The organism is Nocardiopsis lambiniae (assembly GCF_031845465.1).
GTDB lineage: Bacteria > Actinomycetota > Actinomycetes > Streptosporangiales > Streptosporangiaceae > Nocardiopsis > Nocardiopsis lambiniae.
Map to the genome: position 1 here is coordinate 45203 of NZ_JAVREP010000009.1, position 16483 is coordinate 61685.

At 71.6% G+C, this 16483-nt stretch carries 13 protein-coding genes and 1 tRNA gene; 6 read left to right on the forward strand and 8 right to left on the reverse strand.

Annotated features, from left to right (window positions below):
* The first annotated feature begins 34 nt into the window (after nt 1-34).
* Complete coding sequence (locus RM479_RS14870) at nt 35-682, forward strand: DsbA family protein (RefSeq protein WP_311512332.1); 648 nt, start codon at nt 35-37, stop codon at nt 680-682.
* Nucleotides 683-835: 153 nt separating this feature from the next.
* Nucleotides 836-1693: a MerR family transcriptional regulator gene (locus tag RM479_RS14875; protein WP_311512333.1), complete on the forward strand. Its 858-nt coding sequence runs from the start codon at nt 836-838 to the stop codon at nt 1691-1693.
* A gap of 371 nt (nt 1694-2064) precedes the next feature.
* Here the strand turns inward: RM479_RS14875 and RM479_RS14880 are convergent, their stop codons facing one another.
* From RM479_RS14880 to RM479_RS14900, 5 genes are all read right to left on the reverse strand, one after another.
* Nucleotides 2065-2721, reverse strand: a complete 657-nt coding sequence (locus RM479_RS14880; protein ID WP_274811100.1) for a response regulator — start codon at nt 2719-2721, stop codon at nt 2065-2067.
* Nucleotides 2718-4091 (reverse strand): sensor histidine kinase, encoded by a 1374-nt coding sequence (locus RM479_RS14885; protein ID WP_311512334.1) that lies wholly within the window; start codon nt 4089-4091, stop codon nt 2718-2720. Before RM479_RS14885 ends, RM479_RS14880 begins: the two co-directional genes overlap by 4 nt.
* A 17-nt stretch (nt 4092-4108) precedes the next feature.
* Nucleotides 4109-6097 carry a serine hydrolase domain-containing protein gene (locus RM479_RS14890; protein WP_311512335.1) on the reverse strand — a complete coding sequence of 663 codons (1989 nt, stop codon included), beginning with the start codon at nt 6095-6097 and terminating at the stop codon, nt 4109-4111.
* A gap of 480 nt (nt 6098-6577) precedes the next feature.
* A complete protein-coding gene (locus RM479_RS14895; RefSeq protein ID WP_311512336.1) occupies nt 6578-6919 on the reverse strand; it encodes a hypothetical protein in 342 nt (113 codons plus the stop codon).
* Nucleotides 6920-6987: 68 nt separating this feature from the next.
* A complete protein-coding gene (locus RM479_RS14900) occupies nt 6988-7737 on the reverse strand; it encodes a L,D-transpeptidase (protein WP_311512337.1) in 750 nt (249 codons plus the stop codon).
* A gap of 212 nt (nt 7738-7949) precedes the next feature.
* On the opposite strand from RM479_RS14900, the gene RM479_RS14905 reads away from it, so the two are divergent.
* On the forward strand, nt 7950-8648 hold the full coding sequence (locus tag RM479_RS14905) for a response regulator transcription factor (RefSeq protein ID WP_311512338.1): 699 nt from the start codon (nt 7950-7952) through the stop codon (nt 8646-8648).
* The gene (locus RM479_RS14910) at nt 8638-10785 is read left to right on the forward strand and encodes a sensor histidine kinase (RefSeq protein ID WP_311512339.1); all 2148 of its coding nucleotides are present in this window, start codon (nt 8638-8640) and stop codon (nt 10783-10785) included. Before RM479_RS14905 ends, RM479_RS14910 begins: the two co-directional genes overlap by 11 nt.
* Here the strand turns inward: RM479_RS14910 and RM479_RS14915 are convergent.
* Nucleotides 10782-12746 carry a M3 family metallopeptidase gene (locus tag RM479_RS14915; protein WP_311512340.1) on the reverse strand — a complete coding sequence of 655 codons (1965 nt, stop codon included), beginning with the start codon at nt 12744-12746 and terminating at the stop codon, nt 10782-10784. The two genes, RM479_RS14910 and RM479_RS14915, sit on opposite strands and share 4 nt — an antisense overlap.
* Nucleotides 12747-13228: 482 nt before the next feature.
* Here RM479_RS14915 and RM479_RS14920 point away from each other — a divergent pair, with 482 nt between their 5' ends.
* Complete coding sequence (locus RM479_RS14920) at nt 13229-14281, forward strand: hypothetical protein (RefSeq protein WP_311512341.1); 1053 nt, start codon at nt 13229-13231, stop codon at nt 14279-14281.
* A 986-nt stretch (nt 14282-15267) separates the two neighbouring features.
* A complete protein-coding gene (locus RM479_RS14925) occupies nt 15268-15489 on the forward strand; it encodes a tyrosine-type recombinase/integrase (RefSeq protein WP_311512342.1) in 222 nt (73 codons plus the stop codon).
* Nucleotides 15490-15561: 72 nt separating this feature from the next.
* Here the strand turns inward: RM479_RS14925 and RM479_RS14930 are convergent.
* Nucleotides 15562-15635: transfer RNA gene (locus RM479_RS14930), tRNA-Ile, on the reverse strand.
* Between the two features lie 197 nt (nt 15636-15832).
* On the reverse strand, nt 15833-16381 hold the full coding sequence (locus RM479_RS14935; RefSeq protein ID WP_311512343.1) for a DUF3566 domain-containing protein: 549 nt from the start codon (nt 16379-16381) through the stop codon (nt 15833-15835).
* Nucleotides 16382-16483 lie beyond the last annotated feature (102 nt).

The following is a 16483-nucleotide window of genomic DNA, read 5'->3' on the forward strand; positions in this document are numbered from 1 at the left end:
GCACGCACGACCACACGAACGAGGGGTACCCCACATGCGGCAGCACCAGAGCGTACGGGTCGAGATCGTCCTCGACGTCATCTGCGCGGCCTCCTACATCGCCTTCGTGCGCCTGCGCCGGGCGATGGACCGGGCCCGGGCCGGCGGCACCGAGGTGCGCTCCGTCATCCGGCCCTTCCAGCTCGCCCCCGGCGTCGACTTCCACGGCGAACCGCTCCTGGACTTCCTCACCCGCAGATTCGGGGAGCACGTCCGGCCCGAGTTGGATCAGGCCGCCGCGGACGCCCTCCGGGACGGGGTGGTCCTCGACTACGGGCGGGCGGTGGCGGCCGGCACCTTCGAGGCCCACCGCCTGATCGCCTCGGCCGACGCCCGAGGACGGGGAGAGGCCATGACCGAACGCCTGTTCCGCGCCCACTTCACCGATGGGCTCGACATCTCCGATGAGGGGGTCCTACGGGAACTGGCCGCCGAGGTCGGGGTCCCCGCCAACGACGCCTCCGAGGAGGGACTGCGCCTGGAGCTCACCTGGGTCAGGGAGCGGGGTGTGCGAGCGGTGCCCGTGTTCACCTTCGGGGGCGGCGCTCCGATGGTGGGGGTCCGGGACGAGTCCGTCTACGACGGGGCCCTGGCGGGGGAGACGTCCCGCGTCGGCGGGCCGAGCGGCGCGTCAGGGGCCTGAACCGCGGCCCGGCCTTCGTTCCCCCGGGACGGCCCCGGCCGGGCCGGGGCCGTCCCCTTGTCGAAAGGTCGACATGACGGTACGTCCATGTGTCGCCGAACGGACGTGTCGACGGCTTGACCTTGTGGTTACCGCAGAGCCCACACTGGGCGCATGCTGTCGATCAAGGATTTCAGCGAGATGTGCCGCCTCTCGCCGCAGACGCTCCGCTTCTACCACGCCGAAGGGCTGTTGATCCCGGCCGAGGTCGATGAGCGGACCGGGTATCGGGGTTACACCTTCGACCAGATCGAGACGGCGATGTTCGTCATGGCGCTGCGGGGGACCGGCATGAGCGTCAAGCTCGTGCGGCGGGCGCTGGACGCACCCGACACCGCCGCCGAGCTGCTCCGGGAACACGTCGAGGAACTCCGGCTACGGCGGGAGGCCGAGGACGAGGCCATCACCACGGCCCGTGAACTCCTGAGCACCCGCCCCGAGGTGCGGCGGGTCCGGACCCCGGAACACCTCGTGGTGGCCGCGATCGCCCCCGACCTCTCGGAACGGGCCCCGGGGACGGACGAGGTCTGGGGCGCGGCCATCGCCTCCATCACCGCGACCGCACGTGAGCTGACCCACCTGGTCGAATCGCGCGGGGGTCGGGTGACCGGCCCCCCGTGGGCCTCCATGGCGACGGAGACCGAGGAACAGAGACGACGTCTCCACACCGAGGAGGGACCCCCGTGGCTGGTCCAGGTGCCCGTCGAGGCGAGCGCCGCGGCGCTCGCCGCCCTGGACGGGTCGGCGGAGACGAGGACCTCCGAGGCCGGTGAGGAACTGTCGGTGTTCCTCCCCGGCGCGCAGTCCATGGCCAAGTACGGCACCGCCCTGTCCCTGATGACCGCGCACTCCGTGGAGGACATGTTCATCGACGTCTCCACGATGCGCCTGGTCTTCCACGAGAACGGCATCGAGACCGCCGCCCGCCTGCGCCCTCTCGCCGAAGGCCCGGATCAGGAAGTCCCGGCCTGAGGTCCCACGCCCCTGGGGCCACCACGAGGAGCGCCCCGAGGCGCGCGGCCCCGCCTGGGTCCGGCCGGTCAGGTCCGGGCGGGCGAGAGTCCGTGACACGTGGCCGCGCACGGCCGTCTCCGCCAGGAGGCGGTGCGCGGCGATGTCCGCGTCGGTCACCCCCCTCGGCCGGAACACCCCGGGATGTCCCGGTCCCGGGCACCCGGCCTCGCGGCATCCTCCCGGGCCCGCGCCGCCGCCTCGGGGGGTCCGGCGGACCCGCCCGCGTCCTCGCGGTCGCACGGCGCCGTCCCGGCGTCCCGTCAGCGCGTCCACATGCTCGTACGACCGTATGACCGCATGTCGGCATGGCCCCATGTCCGCATGTCGACTCAGGGTCGGGCCACGCCCGTGCGGTAGGCCCACACGACCGTCTGCAACCGGTCCCGGGTGCCGATCTTGGCCATGGCCCGCCCCAGGTGGGACTTGACCGTGCTGGTCTCGATGAACAGCGACTCGGCGATCTCCGCGTTCGACATCCCCCTCGCCAGCAGGCGCACGATGTCGGCCTCGCGGGCGGTGAGCAGGTCCAGCGCGTCGGTGTCGGACCCGCTCGGCGGCCGACGACGGGCGAACTCGGTCATGACCCGGCGGGTCACCGACCGGTCCACCAGGCCCTGCCCCCGGGCCAGCCGACGCACCGCGTCCACCAGGTCGTCCGGGTCGGTGTCCTTGAGCACGAACCCGCCGGCTCCCGCCTCCAACGCCCCGAACACGTACTCGTCCAGGTCGAACGTGGTGATGACGAGGATCTCGGGGGGCTTCCCCACCGCCCGGTCGAGGATCTCCCGGGTGGCCGAGAGCCCGTCCCCGCCGGGCATGCGCACGTCCATGCAGACGACGTCCGGCTTCAGCCGGGCCGCCGCCTCCACCGCCGCGGGTCCGTCGGCGCACTCGCCGACCACCTCGATGTCGTCGGCCAGGCCCAGGATGACCCGGAACCCCGCCCGGACGATGGCCTGGTCGTCCACCAGCAGCACCCTGATCACCGTTCGTCCTCCCGGTCCACCCGCAGCTCCCACCGCACCAGCCACCCACCGTCCTCCGTGGCCCCGACGTCCAGTGTCGCGCCCACGACCTGTGCCCGTTCGCGCATGCCCAGCACGCCCAGCCCCCGATGCTCCCGTTCGGTCACCCGGGAGCCGCCCGCGCCGTTCTCGACCTCCAGCACGAAACGGTCCGTCCCGTACCGCAACGACAGGCGCACCCGGGCCCCGGCCGCGTGGTCGCGGGCGTTGGACAGTGACTCCTGCACCACCCGGTAGGCGGTGACGTCGGCGATCGGCGCCAACTCGTAGGGGTCTCCCTCGCGCACGACGTCGATGTCGGTGCCCAGCTCCCGCTCGGCCGTCACGAGCCGATCGAGGGTCGCCAGTCCCGGCACCGGGGCGCCCCGGGCCCCCGGTTCGCCCCGGTGGCGCAATCCGCCGCTCTCCTCCTCCGGGTCGCGCAGGGCCCCCACCACCGCCCGCAGACCGGTGAGGGTCTCCTTGCCCTGCGATCGCACCCAGGCCATCGCCTGCCGGGCCGCGTCGTCGTCGCGCCCGACCAGGCGCTCGGCGGCCCCCGCCTGCACCACCATGCCGGACAGGTGGTGCGCGGCGATGTCGTGCAACTCCCGGGCCATCCGGGAACGCTCGGCGCGGATGGCCCCCTCCGCGCGTTCGCGCTGGGCACGGATCTCCTCGGCGGTACGCAGCCTCAACAGGGCGCCGTAGCGACGCCGCGTCCCCACGTAGGCGCCGATCAGCGCGGGGAGCAGGTAGGTGGGAACCCCGGCGGCCAGCAGCGCCGACCGCGACACCAGCCCGCTCTCCATCGACAGCGGAAGATCCAACGGAGGGGCCAGGGCCCCCATGGCCAGACCCCCGGCCACACCGTGCAGCAGGATGCCGACCACGAGGGCCACCGTGAGCCGGAGCGGGGCCAGTCGGAGGCCGCAGGTGTAGGCGGCGATGAACACGGCGAGGCCCTGGAGCCCGACCTCGGGGGGCAGGAGGGCCACGATCAGCACCTGGAACGCCGTGGTCACCAGCAGGCATCCGACCGGGTACCGGCGGCGCACGCACAGCACCAGGGACTGCGCGATCATCACGAAGGTGAGGGCGATCCCCGAGCCCAGGGGGAGTCCCGTCCCCTCCAACCACTCCAGTGACAGCAGCAACAGCCAGGTCATCCCGGCCGAGATCGCGCCCACCGTCACGCCCAGGGCGGTATCGCGGCCGAGTTCCCCGCGCAGTCCCACCCGGTTCAACGCCCTGTCGATCCGGGTCGTCACCGCGGCGAACGGGGAGCCCGGCACCATCCTCGCCGCGAGGTCGTCATCGTTCATCGCCGGGTCTCCCGTCCGTTCGGTCATGGACATGATCTCGGGGTTCAGTACGAGACGTCGAACGCGAGCAGCCCGAAGGTCACCGCGAACCACTGCACGCCGAGCAGGGCCACCAGGACCAGCGCGCCACCGAGGTAACGCTTCCATCCGGCGCGGTGGCGGACGTCGTGGACCACGACCCAGGCGGCGGGGAGGATCGCGAGGACCCCGAGCAGTTGCAGCCCCTGGATCGCACGCAGGACGGCTTCGGGCACGTCCCGCAACCCCATGAGGGCGGTGACCACCACGGCCCATCCGATGAGGGCCGTCAGGGCGCCGACCACACCGATCCGCGTGAGCACCCGGGCGGTGCGACCGGCCCGGTCACGGGCGGGTCGGGAGGCCAGGCGCCGCGTGATCGCGCCGATCGGCCAGGACAGCACCGCGAGGAGCAGGACCAGCACGCTGGACAGCAGGACCGGCGGGGCCAGGGACGTCTCGGGGTCGGCGCGCAGCAGCGTGAACGCCGACGCGAACCCGATGGCCTCGACCCGGTCGCCGTCCGTCCGCATGGCGAGCAGGCGCTGTCCGCCGACCTCGCGCCACACCCACGGTTCGATCTCCTCGTAGACCGTGGGCGTCATGGTCTCCGGTCCGGGGGTGACCAGGATGGTGCCGTCGTCGCGGGCCTCCACCCGGGTCGATCCCAGGACGTTGATCACCGAGAGGAAGGTGCTGTGCATGGTCCGGGAGGCCGTGTAGGTGCCCTCCGCCATCGCCGCGTGCTCCACGGCCGTGTCCGTCCCGGCCGTGGCGGGGCGCTCGCCCGGCAGGTAGCGGTCGGCGAACCCGTTGACGACCGCCTCGCGCAGGCGCAGGCTGTCGATCCCCTCACGACCGCCGCCGTTGAGAGACACGAAGATCCCGGTGCCGTGGTCGGGGTGGATGGACAGGTGGGAGTGGAAGTAGAGGGTGTCGCCGCCGTGGCCGATGGCGCGCTGCCCGTTGCGGTCCTCCTCGAAGAACCCCAGTGCCATCCGCTGTCCCTCGGCGAGGGCGCCCAGGGAATCGGCGTCCAAGGCAGGGGAGTGCATGAGGTCGAGGGTCTCGGGGGTCAGCGGTGCCGTCTCCGCGTCGACCTCGCCCAGGTGGGCGAGCATGAAACGGGCCATGTCCGGGGCGGACGCGGTCAGCGCGCCCGCCGGGGCGTCGTCGATGACCTCGAAGGATCCGGCCGGCGAGGTGTCGTTCATGTAGCCGTTCGCCAGGCGCTCGCGCAGGTCCTCGGGGAGGGGCTGGGCGAAGGTGGAGGAGTCCATGCCGAGCGGTTCGAGGACGGTCTCGTCCACGTACTCGTCGAACGGGGTTCCCGAGACCCGCTCGACGACGTACCCGGCGACGGAGTTGCCGTAGTTGGAGTAGGCGGGGACCGTGCCCGGCGGGTACACCTGCTCGGGCGGGTCCTCGACCAGGTAGGAGCGCAGATCGGGGACGGCGTCCTCGGGCAGGAACATCCCCTCGATGCGCTCCTCGAAGCCGGGGGTGTGGGTCAGCAGGTGCCGTAGGGTGACGGGTTCGTCGAACTCGGTCTCCAGGGTGAAGTCGAGGTACTCGTTCACATCGGCGTCCAGGTCCAGGCGGCCCTCCTCCACCAGCCGCATCACGGCGGTAGCGGTGAAGAGCTTGGACACGGAGCCCACCCGGAACAGGGTGTCCTCGGCGTCGACCGGCACCGGCCCGCCCCCGTCGGAGCCGGTGTCGGCGTACCCGTAGCCCCGGGCCGTGAGGAGTTCCCCGTCGGCGACGACGGAGACGACGGCGCCGGGGATGCCGGTGTCGGCGAGGGCCGCGGGGAGCAGGCCGTCGAGCCAGGCGTCGACGTCCCGCTGGGTGAGCTCGGCCGCGGTGGGCGTCGGGATCGGAGGTGCGGGGGTGCCCTGGGGCGCCGGTGCGGCGCAGCCGGTGGCGAGTACGGCGAGGACGCCCATCGAGGCGGCCAGGGTCACCGTGGTACGGCGCCGTCGCGGCGGTGCGGTGGTCTTCGCGGGGATCACGGTCCCCTCCTTCCGGTGGTGTGATCCCAGCGTCGCGAAACCGACCCCTCCGGCACATCGGGCGCGGATCGGCATTCGGCTTACGACCTTCGGTGGAGGCGGCCCCCTCGTCGGGTGGATACGACGCCTTGTCGACTCATCGTCCCGTCGACACGGTGACACGGCGACCCGCCCTCCCGATCCGCCCCGGGCCTCATCGGAGCAGGCCCCGGGCCAGGAGGCGATCGCGCCCTCGGTGATGCTCAGTGACGGGTCGGGGACCAGCGCCGCCTCGGCGACCTCGTACTCGACGTCCTCCCCCTGGCCCACGGGACAGGCCCCCGTCGGGGCGTCGCGGAACAGGGACACGTCCGCGGCGCACGGGCTGTGCGCCCGCGCGCCGCGGACCCGGATGTGGGCGTCGGTGTTCTCCGTGGTCGTGCCACCACCCCGCCGGACATCACGGAGAGGCCGCCGCCGCTCACGGAGGAACCCGGAGGGTCAGCCGGTGTAGTTGGGGTCCTGCTCGATGGGGGAGGCGGGGCCGGCCCAGATCGGCGATCCGTCCGGGTTGAGGCCGGAGGTGTCCCACTCGCTCGGGGCGTCGGACTCCTCCTTCGGGTCCGCGAGGTCATCACCGGGCGAGGGGGCCACGGGGTCCGCGAGGTCATCACCGGGCGAGGGGGCCACGGGGTCCGCGGGGTCCTGGCCGGGCGAGGGGACAGCGGTCGGGGCCGCGGAGACGCCTTCGGAGGGCGTCTCGTCCTCGGCGAACGCCGGGGTGGCCCCGAAGAACATCGCGGCCATCGCCGCGGTGATGAGGAGCGTGGACTTCACGCGCATGATCGACCTTTCGTCGTGTGTTCTGAGGCTCTGTGCGGATGGGCGGCGCGTACGCCGCGCCGGGTGTGTCACCCGGTGATCTCGACCGGGGTTCCGAGCGGAAGCCGCTCGGCCATCCAGGTGACGTCCTCGTTGGACACCCGGATGCAGCCGTGGCTGACCTCGCCTCCCAGCCCCGACTCGTCGTCGGTGCCGTGCACCGCGAGTTGGCCGGGGCCGCCCGCGAAGGTCTCCAACGTCTCGGAGTGACCGCTGAGGCCGAAGGCGTAGACGCCGTAGGCGCCGTCGGGGTCCGAGGGCTGGAGCAGTTCGGTGAAGTAGTACTCACCGGGCGGCGTCGGGGTCTCGCTCGTGCCGATACCGATCGGCCCGGTACGGACCTCCTCCCCTCCTTCGAGGACGGCGAAGGAGAACTCCGCCATGTCGATCTCCACGCGGTACGCGGTGACGGTGAGTTCGACGTCGTCGGCCTGGATCCAGCCGGTGCTGCCGTTGGGCCGCACCGGCAGGAGCACCTCCAGCCAGTCGTCCTGGACCTGCTGGACGAGGAACGTGCGGTCCGCACCGAGATCGTTCGGGCTGGCCAGGGTGTGCAGCACCGTGTCCCCGCCCGGTTCGGCGAGGACGTCGATCCCGTCCCCGAGGACCGTGGCGATCCGCGCGCCCTCGGTCGCGGTCTCCCCGGTTCCTGTCGTTCCGGGGTCGGCGTCCCCCTCCTCGGAGGGGGACGAACAGGCTGTGACCGCGGTCAAGGCCACCACGGTGACCAGGGCGGGGAGAGCCCCGGGGGTTCGTCGGGGCATCAGGGATCGGCGCATGGGGGTCCATCCGGTCGAGAGGGTCCGGCGGGTCTCTCCACGCCGGACGCCATGAAGAGTGTCCGAAGAATGTGAAGAACCCGTGTGGCCGTCGTGTGCGTTCCGTGTGGTGACCTGCGGGGACCTCGACGCCGCTCGTCCCCGGGTCACGGTCCGGCCGTACGATCGTCGGTGTCGAGGCCCTGGAAGCCCGGGAACGGAGGTCCGTCCGCGTGTGCGCGCATGTCCTGGTGGCCGAGGACGACATGAACCAGGCCGATCTGATCCGGCGCTATCTGGAACACGAGGGGCACACGGTCCGCGTCGTCCACAACGGACGCGCCGTGCTGGAGGAGCACCACCGTGACCGCCCCGACCTGATCGTGATGGACGTGATGATGCCGGTCATGAGCGGGTTGGAGGCGTGCCGCGTGCTGCGCGCCGAATCCGACGTGGCGGTGCTGCTGCTCACCGCCCGCTCCACCGAGGAGGACCTGCTGACCGGCCTGGACCTGGGCGCGGACGACTACGTCACCAAGCCCTACAGTCCGCGCGAGCTGATGGCGCGGGTGCGCACGCTGCTGCGCCGTTCGCGCGCGTCCGTCGGACCCGAGGAGCAGGTGCTGAGCGCGGGCCCGATCTCGGTCGACCCGGCGCGGCACACGGTCCTGGTCGACGGAGCGCGGGTGGAGTGCACCCCCGTGGAGTTCCAACTGCTCCGGGCACTGGCGACCAGGCCGGGCCGCGTGTTGAGCCGGACCCAGTTGCTGGAGCGCATCCACGGCATCAGCGGGTACATCACCGAACGCACCATCGATGTCCATGTGAAGAACCTGCGCAGGAAGATCGAACCCGATCCGCGCCGACCGGCCCACCTGGTCACCGTCTACGGGGTCGGATACAAGCTCGTCGGGTCGAGCCGTGCCGGCTGAACGCGGGTCCGGGGAGCGGCTCGACCGCGCGCGCGGGGGCTCGCTGCGGCACGGTCTGCTGTTCCGGCTGCTGTCCGGGTCGATCCTGGTGGCGGTCTGTTCGATCACCGCGACGGCCTGGCTGGCGGTGCAGCGGACGTCGGAGTCGATCACCGTCCAGCAGGGGGAGACCCTGGCGGTGGACACCCACATCCACGACACCCTCCTCGGCTACGCCGCGACCCACCGGGGGTACTCGGGGGTGGGCGAGACCGTCCGCGACCTCGCGGAGGAGACGGGGCGCCGGATCGTCCTGACCACCGAGGGCCGGGCGGTGATCGCCGACTCCGCCGAGGGCTCCCCGCCGTTGCCGAGCCGGATCTCCTCCGTGGTCGACCCGTTGGCGGTGGACGTGACCCTCGCCGCGGAGGACGGGGACCGCATCGACCCTCGTGCGGTGGGCCCGTTCGCCCTGACCGACCACGAGCGCATGGTGCTGCGCGCGAAGGCGGAGGAGGGGGTCGCGTGCCTGGACACGATGTACATGATCCAGACGGAGGTGGTGACCGCGCCGACCGGCCGGCCGGCCCTGGACACGCCCCGGGGGGAGATCGGGGAGTCGGCCTGGATCGACTGCGGTCTCGACGCGCTGGACGTTCCCTTCGGCTCCGAGGAGGATGCGCTGAGGGAGCTGAACGCGAGCGTCACCGACTGCGGCGCCCCCTCCGGGACGACCCGCTTCGAGTACGCGATCGACGGGGCCGCCGGCGCACTCGTGATCAGGCCCGCCTTCGGGGGGGATTCCGTCTCACCGCCCGGGGACGAGGCCAGGGCGCCCGTGGACCCCGTCGATCCCGACACGCCGGTCGAACCGACTCCGGATGACGGGCGGGGCTCGGGTGCGGACCCCGAGGCCGGTGGGGTCGAACCGTCCCCGTGGGAGGAGTGGGAGGGCTGGGACGCACCGTCCGAACCCACCGCCGGCGCTCCTGCCGAGGAGGTACCGGAGGTGTTCGTGCCGGACACCCACGAGGACGTCTTCCCCAGCGAGGCACCACGATCCGATCTCGACCCCTCCGGTGCCTTGAGTGTGCGGATCCCCCCCGAGACCGCCGCCTGCTTCGACACCGCCCGACGCGAACAGCTCGACCCCCATGTGGCGCCCGCCGCGCTGTTGTTCATCGACGACCTGTCCGAGGGCCCGGAGTCGGGGCTGTCGTTGTCGCGCGAGGGCGTGCTGCGCGTCGGTGGCATGGTGCTGCTGGTCCTGGTCCTGACCGTCGTGGTGAGCGCGACCCTGGCGACCCGGCTCCTGCGTCCCGTCCACGCGCTCACCACGGCGGTGCGCCGGATGCGCGCGGGCGAGGAACCGACCCGCGTCGAGGTCCGCGACTCCGGTGAGATCGGCCGGCTCGCGGAGGCGTTCAACGAGATGACCGAGCATCTGGAGCGGGCCGAGGAACAGCGCAGGGCGATGGTCAGCGACGTCTCGCACGAGTTGCGGACACCGTTGAGCAACCTGCGCGGCTGGTTGGAGGCCGTGCAGGACGGTGTGGTGGACCCCGAACCCGAGCACCTGGAGATGCTGGTGGGGGAGACCCTGCTGCTCCAGGCCGTCATCGACGACCTCCAGGATCTGGCCCTGGCCGACGCGGGGCGGCTGCGGCTGTCACCGGAGCCGGTGGCGATCGGTCCGCTCATCGATCAGGTCGTCACGGGCCACGGGCTGCGCGCGGAGGAGGCCGGGGTGCGCCTGATCGACGAGAGCGAGGACATGACCCTGGTCGCCGACCGGACCCGGCTGCTCCAGGCGCTGGGGAACCTCGTCGGCAACGCGCTGCGGCACACCCCGGAGTCCGGCACCGTCACGATCCGGGCCCGCCGCTCGGACGGGGAGGCCGTCATCGAGGTGACCGACACCGGGGTGGGCATCGCCGAGGCGGATCTGCCGTACGTCTTCGAACGGTTCTGGCGGGCCGACAAGTCCCGCAACCGGCGGACCGGCGGCAGCGGGCTGGGCCTGGCCATCGTGCGCGGGCTGGTGGAGCTGCACGGCGGCCGGGTGTCGGTGCGCAGCACCGTGGGCAAGGGCACGACCTTCACGATCCGGCTGCCTTCGGCCGGTCCCCCGGAGCGGGGACCGGCCGGAGAGCGCTAGATCAGGCCGCGCCGGTTCAGCAGTGGCTCCAGGCGCGGTTCGCGGCCCAGGAACTCCCGGGTGGCGGCCATCGGGTCGACGCTGCCGCCCACCGACAGCACCAGGCGGCGGAACCGGTCGCCGTTCTCCCGGGTGAGGCCGCCGTTCTCGGTGAACCACTCCACGCTGTCGGCGTCGAGCACCTCGCTCCAGACGTACGAGTAGTAGCCGGCGTGGTAGTCGCCGGCGAAGCAGTGCTGGAAGTAGGCGGTCCGGTAGCGGGGGCGCACCTGGAGCAGGTCCAGGCCCCACCTCTTCAGCGCCTCCGTCTCGAAGGTGGCCGGGTCCACCTCCTCGCCGGGGGCGATCCGGTGCCAGGACCAGTCGAGGAGCGCGGCGGCCAGGTACTCGACCGTCGCGAAACCCTGGTCATAGCGTTCGGCCGCGACCATCTTCTCGATGAGCTCGGTGGGCACCGGCTCTCCGGTCTCGTGGTGGCGGGCGTAGTTCGCCAGGACCTCCGGATCGTTCGCCCACATCTCGTTGACCTGGGAGGGGAACTCGACGAAGTCGCGCGGCACCTCGGTGCCCTCCAGGCGGGGGAAGCGCACCGACGAGAGCAGACCGTGCAGCGCGTGCCCGAACTCGTGGAAGGCCGCGTTGAGCTCGTCCGGGGTGAGCAGGGTCGGCCCGGAGACCGGCTTGGTGATGTTGAGGTTGTTGACGACCACCGGTCTCTGACCCAACAGCTCGGACTGCTCGACCAGGTTGTGCATCCACGCGCCGCCGCCCTTGGTGGGCCGGGCGTAGGGGTCGAGCAGGAACAGGCCGAGACCCGAGCCGTCGGCGTCGAACACCTCCCACACGCGGACGTCGGGGTGGTAGCCCCGCAGGTCGGTCCGCTCGGTGAAGGTGATGCCGTACAGCCCGGTGGCGGCGTGGAAGACCCCGTCCACAAAGACCCGCTCCAGCTCGAAGTAGGGGCGCAGGGCCGCCTCGTCGACGTGGTAGCGGCTCTGCCGGACCTTCTCCGCGTAGAACGCCCAGTCCCACGCCTGGATGGGGTGTCCGGCCAGCTCCTCCAGTTCCCCGGCCAGCCGGTGGAGGTTGCGGACGGCCGGTTCGACCATCGCGCCGAGTCGCTCCTCGACCGCCTCGACGGTCTTGGCGGTCTGGTCCGCGACCTTGTACGCGGCGTGGTCGGGGTAGCCGAGGAGGGCGGCGCGTTCGGCGCGCAGCGCGGCCATGCGGGCGGCGATCTCGACGTTCCCGGGGGCGCGTTCGACGCTGAGGGTGTGGAGCCGCTCGCGCACGGACCGGTCGGTGAGCCGGGCCAGTGCGGGCTGGACGCTGACGTTGAGCAGGGGCAGGACGTACTTCCCGTCCTGCTCGGCCATGGCGATCCGGTCCTCGTCCAGTCCGTCGAGTTCCGCGGCGTCGTCGACGACGAGCGCGGACTCGGTGAGGGACTCGACCACGTTCTGGCCGAACTCGGTGGACAGACGGGCCAGTTCCCCGTTGAGCTCGCGCAGTCGGCTCTGATCGGCGTCGTCGAGGAGGGCGCCGGCCTTGACGAAGTCGGTGCGGTACCGCTCCAGGAGGGCGGCCTCCTCCGGCCCGTCGGCCATGACCTTCTCGATCCGCTTCCACAGGTCGCGGTCGAGGGTGATGGCGTCGGCGTGCGCGGCCAGCCGGGGGGACATCTCCTTCTCGATCTCCTTGACGCCGTCGGTGGCGTCGGAGGAGCTGAAGGTGAAGAAGACGTTCGAGACCCGGCGCAGGACGGCCCCGGAGCGCTCCAGCGCGGTGAGGGTGTTCTCGAAGGTCACGGGGGCGGGGTCGTTCTTGATCGCGTCGATCTCGGCGATCTGCTCGGCCATGCCCCGTTCGAAGGCGGGGAGGAAGTGCTCCTCGCGGATGTTCTCGAAGTCGGGGAGCCCGTAGGGCAACGCGCTGGGAGCGAAGAACGGGTTGTCGGTCAAGGGTCGGGCTCCTCGTGTGCTGGGCGACGGCTCTCCGTGCCGTTCTACCGCGCCGGAGTCGTCCCGTCACCCCACTTTCGTCGAGGGCGAATCCCGGACCGCGCTCCACCTTCGGAGGGCTCGGGGCCGCGCATGGCCTTCGGCCTGATCGAAGGATGGAGAGCCGCTGGACACCCGGGGCGGCCCGCCGATCAGACCGCCCGGCGCACTCCCGCTCCGGGACACCGGGGAGCGGTGACCCGCCCTGCGGGAGCCGATGTCGGCCGGAACGACCACGCGAGCGCGGGCGGCCCGGCGTCCGACCGTGCCGACGTGTCGCCGTGTCGATACGGCGACGTGTCGGCAGGTCGACGGGTCGGCAGGTCGACGGGTCGGCAGGTCGACGGGTCGACGCGGCCTCGGGGCCTCCGGAAGTACGAGGAGAACCGGATCGGGCCCCTCCGCGTCCTACGGGCGCCCCCTGAGAGAATCGAGTGGTGCCCGTGCCACAACCACCGTTGCGCGACGTCTGCGACCCCCTGCTGCCCCGGCCCGTCACCGAGGTCCTCAGGGACACGCCGGGGCGGCTCGCGCCCGCCGCCCCGGGCACCGCGCCCGCACTGCGGTACCCCTACCTCGAACGCCTGCTGATCGGACTCCCCCTCTGCGTCGGGATCATCACGGTCGTGTGGCTGCTGGAACAGGCGTCGGGCGGCCTGGCCGCCTGGTGCGCCGCGCTGGCGGGCGCGTTCCTCTACATCGCACGCCCCATGCCCGACGAGGAACCCATGGACTCCCTGAGGTTCGCGGGCGTACTCGGCCTGGGCTATTTCATGCCGTGGTCCGTGTGGGCCGCCGGCATGTCGGCGGTGTTCGGCTCCGTGACCGCGTCCGTCGGCTTCCTGCACGTGGTCCTCCTGTTCTTCTTCGTTCTGAGGGGCGGCGGCCGGGTGCGCGCCGGGGTACCGCGCGACCGGTGTGTCACGGTCGACGAGTTGGAGCACACCGAGAGGGACGTCCTGCGAAGGGTCCAGAGACTCATCGACGAGGTCGAGGAAGGTGGTCGGGTGCTGGCCCCGCACTACGATCCGACCGAGACCCTGATCTCGCTGCGCGCATGGGAGTGGACCCTGGCCGACCGGATGCGCCGGACCTCCGAACTGGCCCGCCGGCTGGACGAGGTGGAGTCCGCGGAGGTGCGCCGGGCACTACACGCCGGAACGGACGTGGTGGCGCACGCCCGCGAGAAGGACGAACGCACGGTGGCCCGCGTCGAGCAGCGCCTGCGCTCGGTGCGCGAGGCGGTGCGGGCCCACCGGGACCTGGAGCGGCTGGGCGCGCGGGCCCACTCCACCGACGCGTACGCCGACCTGCTCGCCCACGTGGAGGGAGCCCGGGAGGCGAGCCCGACCGACCCCGTCGGGGCCGACGACGACCCCGGTCTGATCGCCGCCCGAGAGACCCTGCGCCTCCGGATCAGGGACGCGGACACGGCCGGTGACTGGCTGGCGAAGGCCCTGCGCGCGGAGCGCGGCGAACGGACCGACCGCGCCTGAACCGGGGCCGGAGGTCGGCGTATTCGGCGTGCACCGTCCTGAGCGTCACGGGTCGGTCCTCAGGGCTCATCGCGGCGTGGACCACGCGTGCACCGCCCACGCACAGCCGTTCGAGGGGCCGATGACGGCGGCTGACGCGGGGCGCGGTCGGCGACAGGTCCCCGGCGGAGACGGGCAGGCGGATCCCCACCCCGGAAGGGCGGGTCTCGGCGGGGGCACGGTGCTCCGGAACACGATGGGGGCGGCTCCTCGGCGACCCGCCGCCGTTGGTCGGAGCGGCCGGCGTCCGATGGCGTTGCTGTCACTGCTGCTGTCAGCTTGGGAGTTCGAGGCTACGGAAACCGGCTGGCCTGCACCCTTCTGACCTGGGGCGCTGCGGGCGATCGCTGCCTGAGTGACCGTGAGTCCCCCTTTGTCGCCTCCCTGACGGGCGAGCAACGGGCACGACGGCTAGATGCCCTTCGGGCTTTGACGTCCTGCGGAACATCATGCTCTTCTTCGGCCCGAATGGCGAGCGCCAGGTTTCCATGCCCTACGGGCTTTGACGTCCTGCGGAACCTCATTGAGGTCGCGTTCGCAGATGAGGAAGGGTTTCCATGCCCTACGGGCTTTGACGTCCTGCGGAACCCTTCCCGATTTTCACCGGGCCTGACCTGCGGCGATACACCCCTTCTGCACGCGACCGGGTCTTGAACCCCTCGCGAGTGCGTGACCTGCGCGACATTGCGACTCTGCGAGCCTTTGACCAGCACAAACGCCCTGCACGCAAGACGGGGTTCTGGGCATGTGCCGCGATTGCCTGTACACGCCACCCTCCCCGCAGCTCATCAGCTCTGACATGACCCTGTCCACCCTTCCCCAAGGGCGGGCGCCGTGTCCAGACCGTACGCCCGGCTGCTCCCGCGACGTCCCGCGTTGCCCGAACAGGGTGGCACCCCCGGCACCACGGCGACGGGCCACCACGGGTTCGGGCCGAGATGCCCGAGGTGGCGGACTCACCGTTGCGGACGATCCGGCTCCACCACCTGCGGCACTCCGTGGCGTCTCTGCTCAAGAAGGCCGGCGTGGCTCCCAGGGACGCGATGGAGATCCTCGGGCACAGCCGGATCGCGGTCACCATGGAGATCTGTACACATAGCGACGAAGCGACACAGCGCGAAGGGCTCGGGCGTCTGGGCGGAACACTGTTCGGAACGCCGGAGAAGTAGCCCGTTGCCGGCACTACTACTGTCGAAGGCCCCCGCCGGATATCCGACGGGGGCCTTCGTGCTGCTTACGAGTGGGCGTACCAGGACTTGAACCTGGGGCCTCATCCTTATCAGGGATGCGCTCTAACCGACTGAGCTATACGCCCTCGTTCCGAGTGGAACTCTACCGCATCCGATGGACCGGGGCGAACCGGTTACCGGGTGCGAACGGGAGTCGGGACGCGGCTCGCGCGTCCCTCTTCACCTTCGATTTTACCGGTCTCCGGGAGTGCTCCGGACCGCTCTCGCGACGCGTGCGGGCCCGGACCCCGACGGGGTCCGGGCCCGCACGCGGAGCCGCTTCCTACTCGGCCTCGGACAGCGTGACGTCGAGGCCGCCCACGAGGTCGGCGACCAGGTTGTAGACCATGGCGCCCACCGTGGACAGAGCGGTGATGAGCACGATGTTCAGCGCGCCGACGACACCCGTGTACCCGAGCACGCGGCCGGGCGAGAACCACGCCGCCGGGTTGAGGCCGAGTTCGCCGTCCCCGTCGCCGTCGCCCTCCAGCAGCGCGTTGATCATGTTGGTCAGCTCGTCGAACACGCCCAGCATCGACAGGGTCGCGTAGATCACCGCCACCGCGACGAACAGGATGATGAAGCACACCAGGGAGACGACGAAGCTGAACTTCATCACCGACCACGGCTCCACGCGGGAGACCGTCAGGTGCGCCTTGCGGCTGCTGAGGGTGGCCTTGACCGCGCCCCCGTCCTTGGGGACCGTACCGTCGCCCGGGGTCTCCGTCATGGTGGTCGCCTCTCCGTCGCCCGTGGGGGCCGCGTCGGTCGTCTCCACGTCCCCTGCGGGAGCGGTGTCGTTCGTGGTGGTGTTCCGCTGGTTGTCAGACATAGAAACGTTACCGCTGGACTTTCCTTGAGAGCGGGTGGTTGAGCGACCGGGACCCGTGGGGGTGACGTCCCCCCACGGGTCCTATCGGGACTTAACGCGCAG

What these genes read in the sequence shown, in the direction of transcription:
- RM479_RS14870 (WP_311512332.1), top strand. Translation starts at nt 35, where the DNA reads ATGCGGCAGCACCAGAGCGTACGGGTCGAGATCGTCCTCGACGTCATC.
- RM479_RS14875 (WP_311512333.1), top strand. Translation starts at nt 836, where the DNA reads ATGCTGTCGATCAAGGATTTCAGCGAGATGTGCCGCCTCTCGCCGCAG.
- RM479_RS14885 (WP_311512334.1), bottom strand. Translation starts at nt 4,091, where the DNA reads ATGACCGAACGGACGGGAGACCCGGCGATGAACGATGACGACCTCGCG.
- RM479_RS14895 (WP_311512336.1), bottom strand. Translation starts at nt 6,919, where the DNA reads ATGCGCGTGAAGTCCACGCTCCTCATCACCGCGGCGATGGCCGCGATG.
- RM479_RS14900 (WP_311512337.1), bottom strand. Translation starts at nt 7,737, where the DNA reads ATGCGCCGATCCCTGATGCCCCGACGAACCCCCGGGGCTCTCCCCGCC.
- RM479_RS14935 (WP_311512343.1), bottom strand. Translation starts at nt 16,381, where the DNA reads ATGTCTGACAACCAGCGGAACACCACCACGAACGACACCGCTCCCGCA.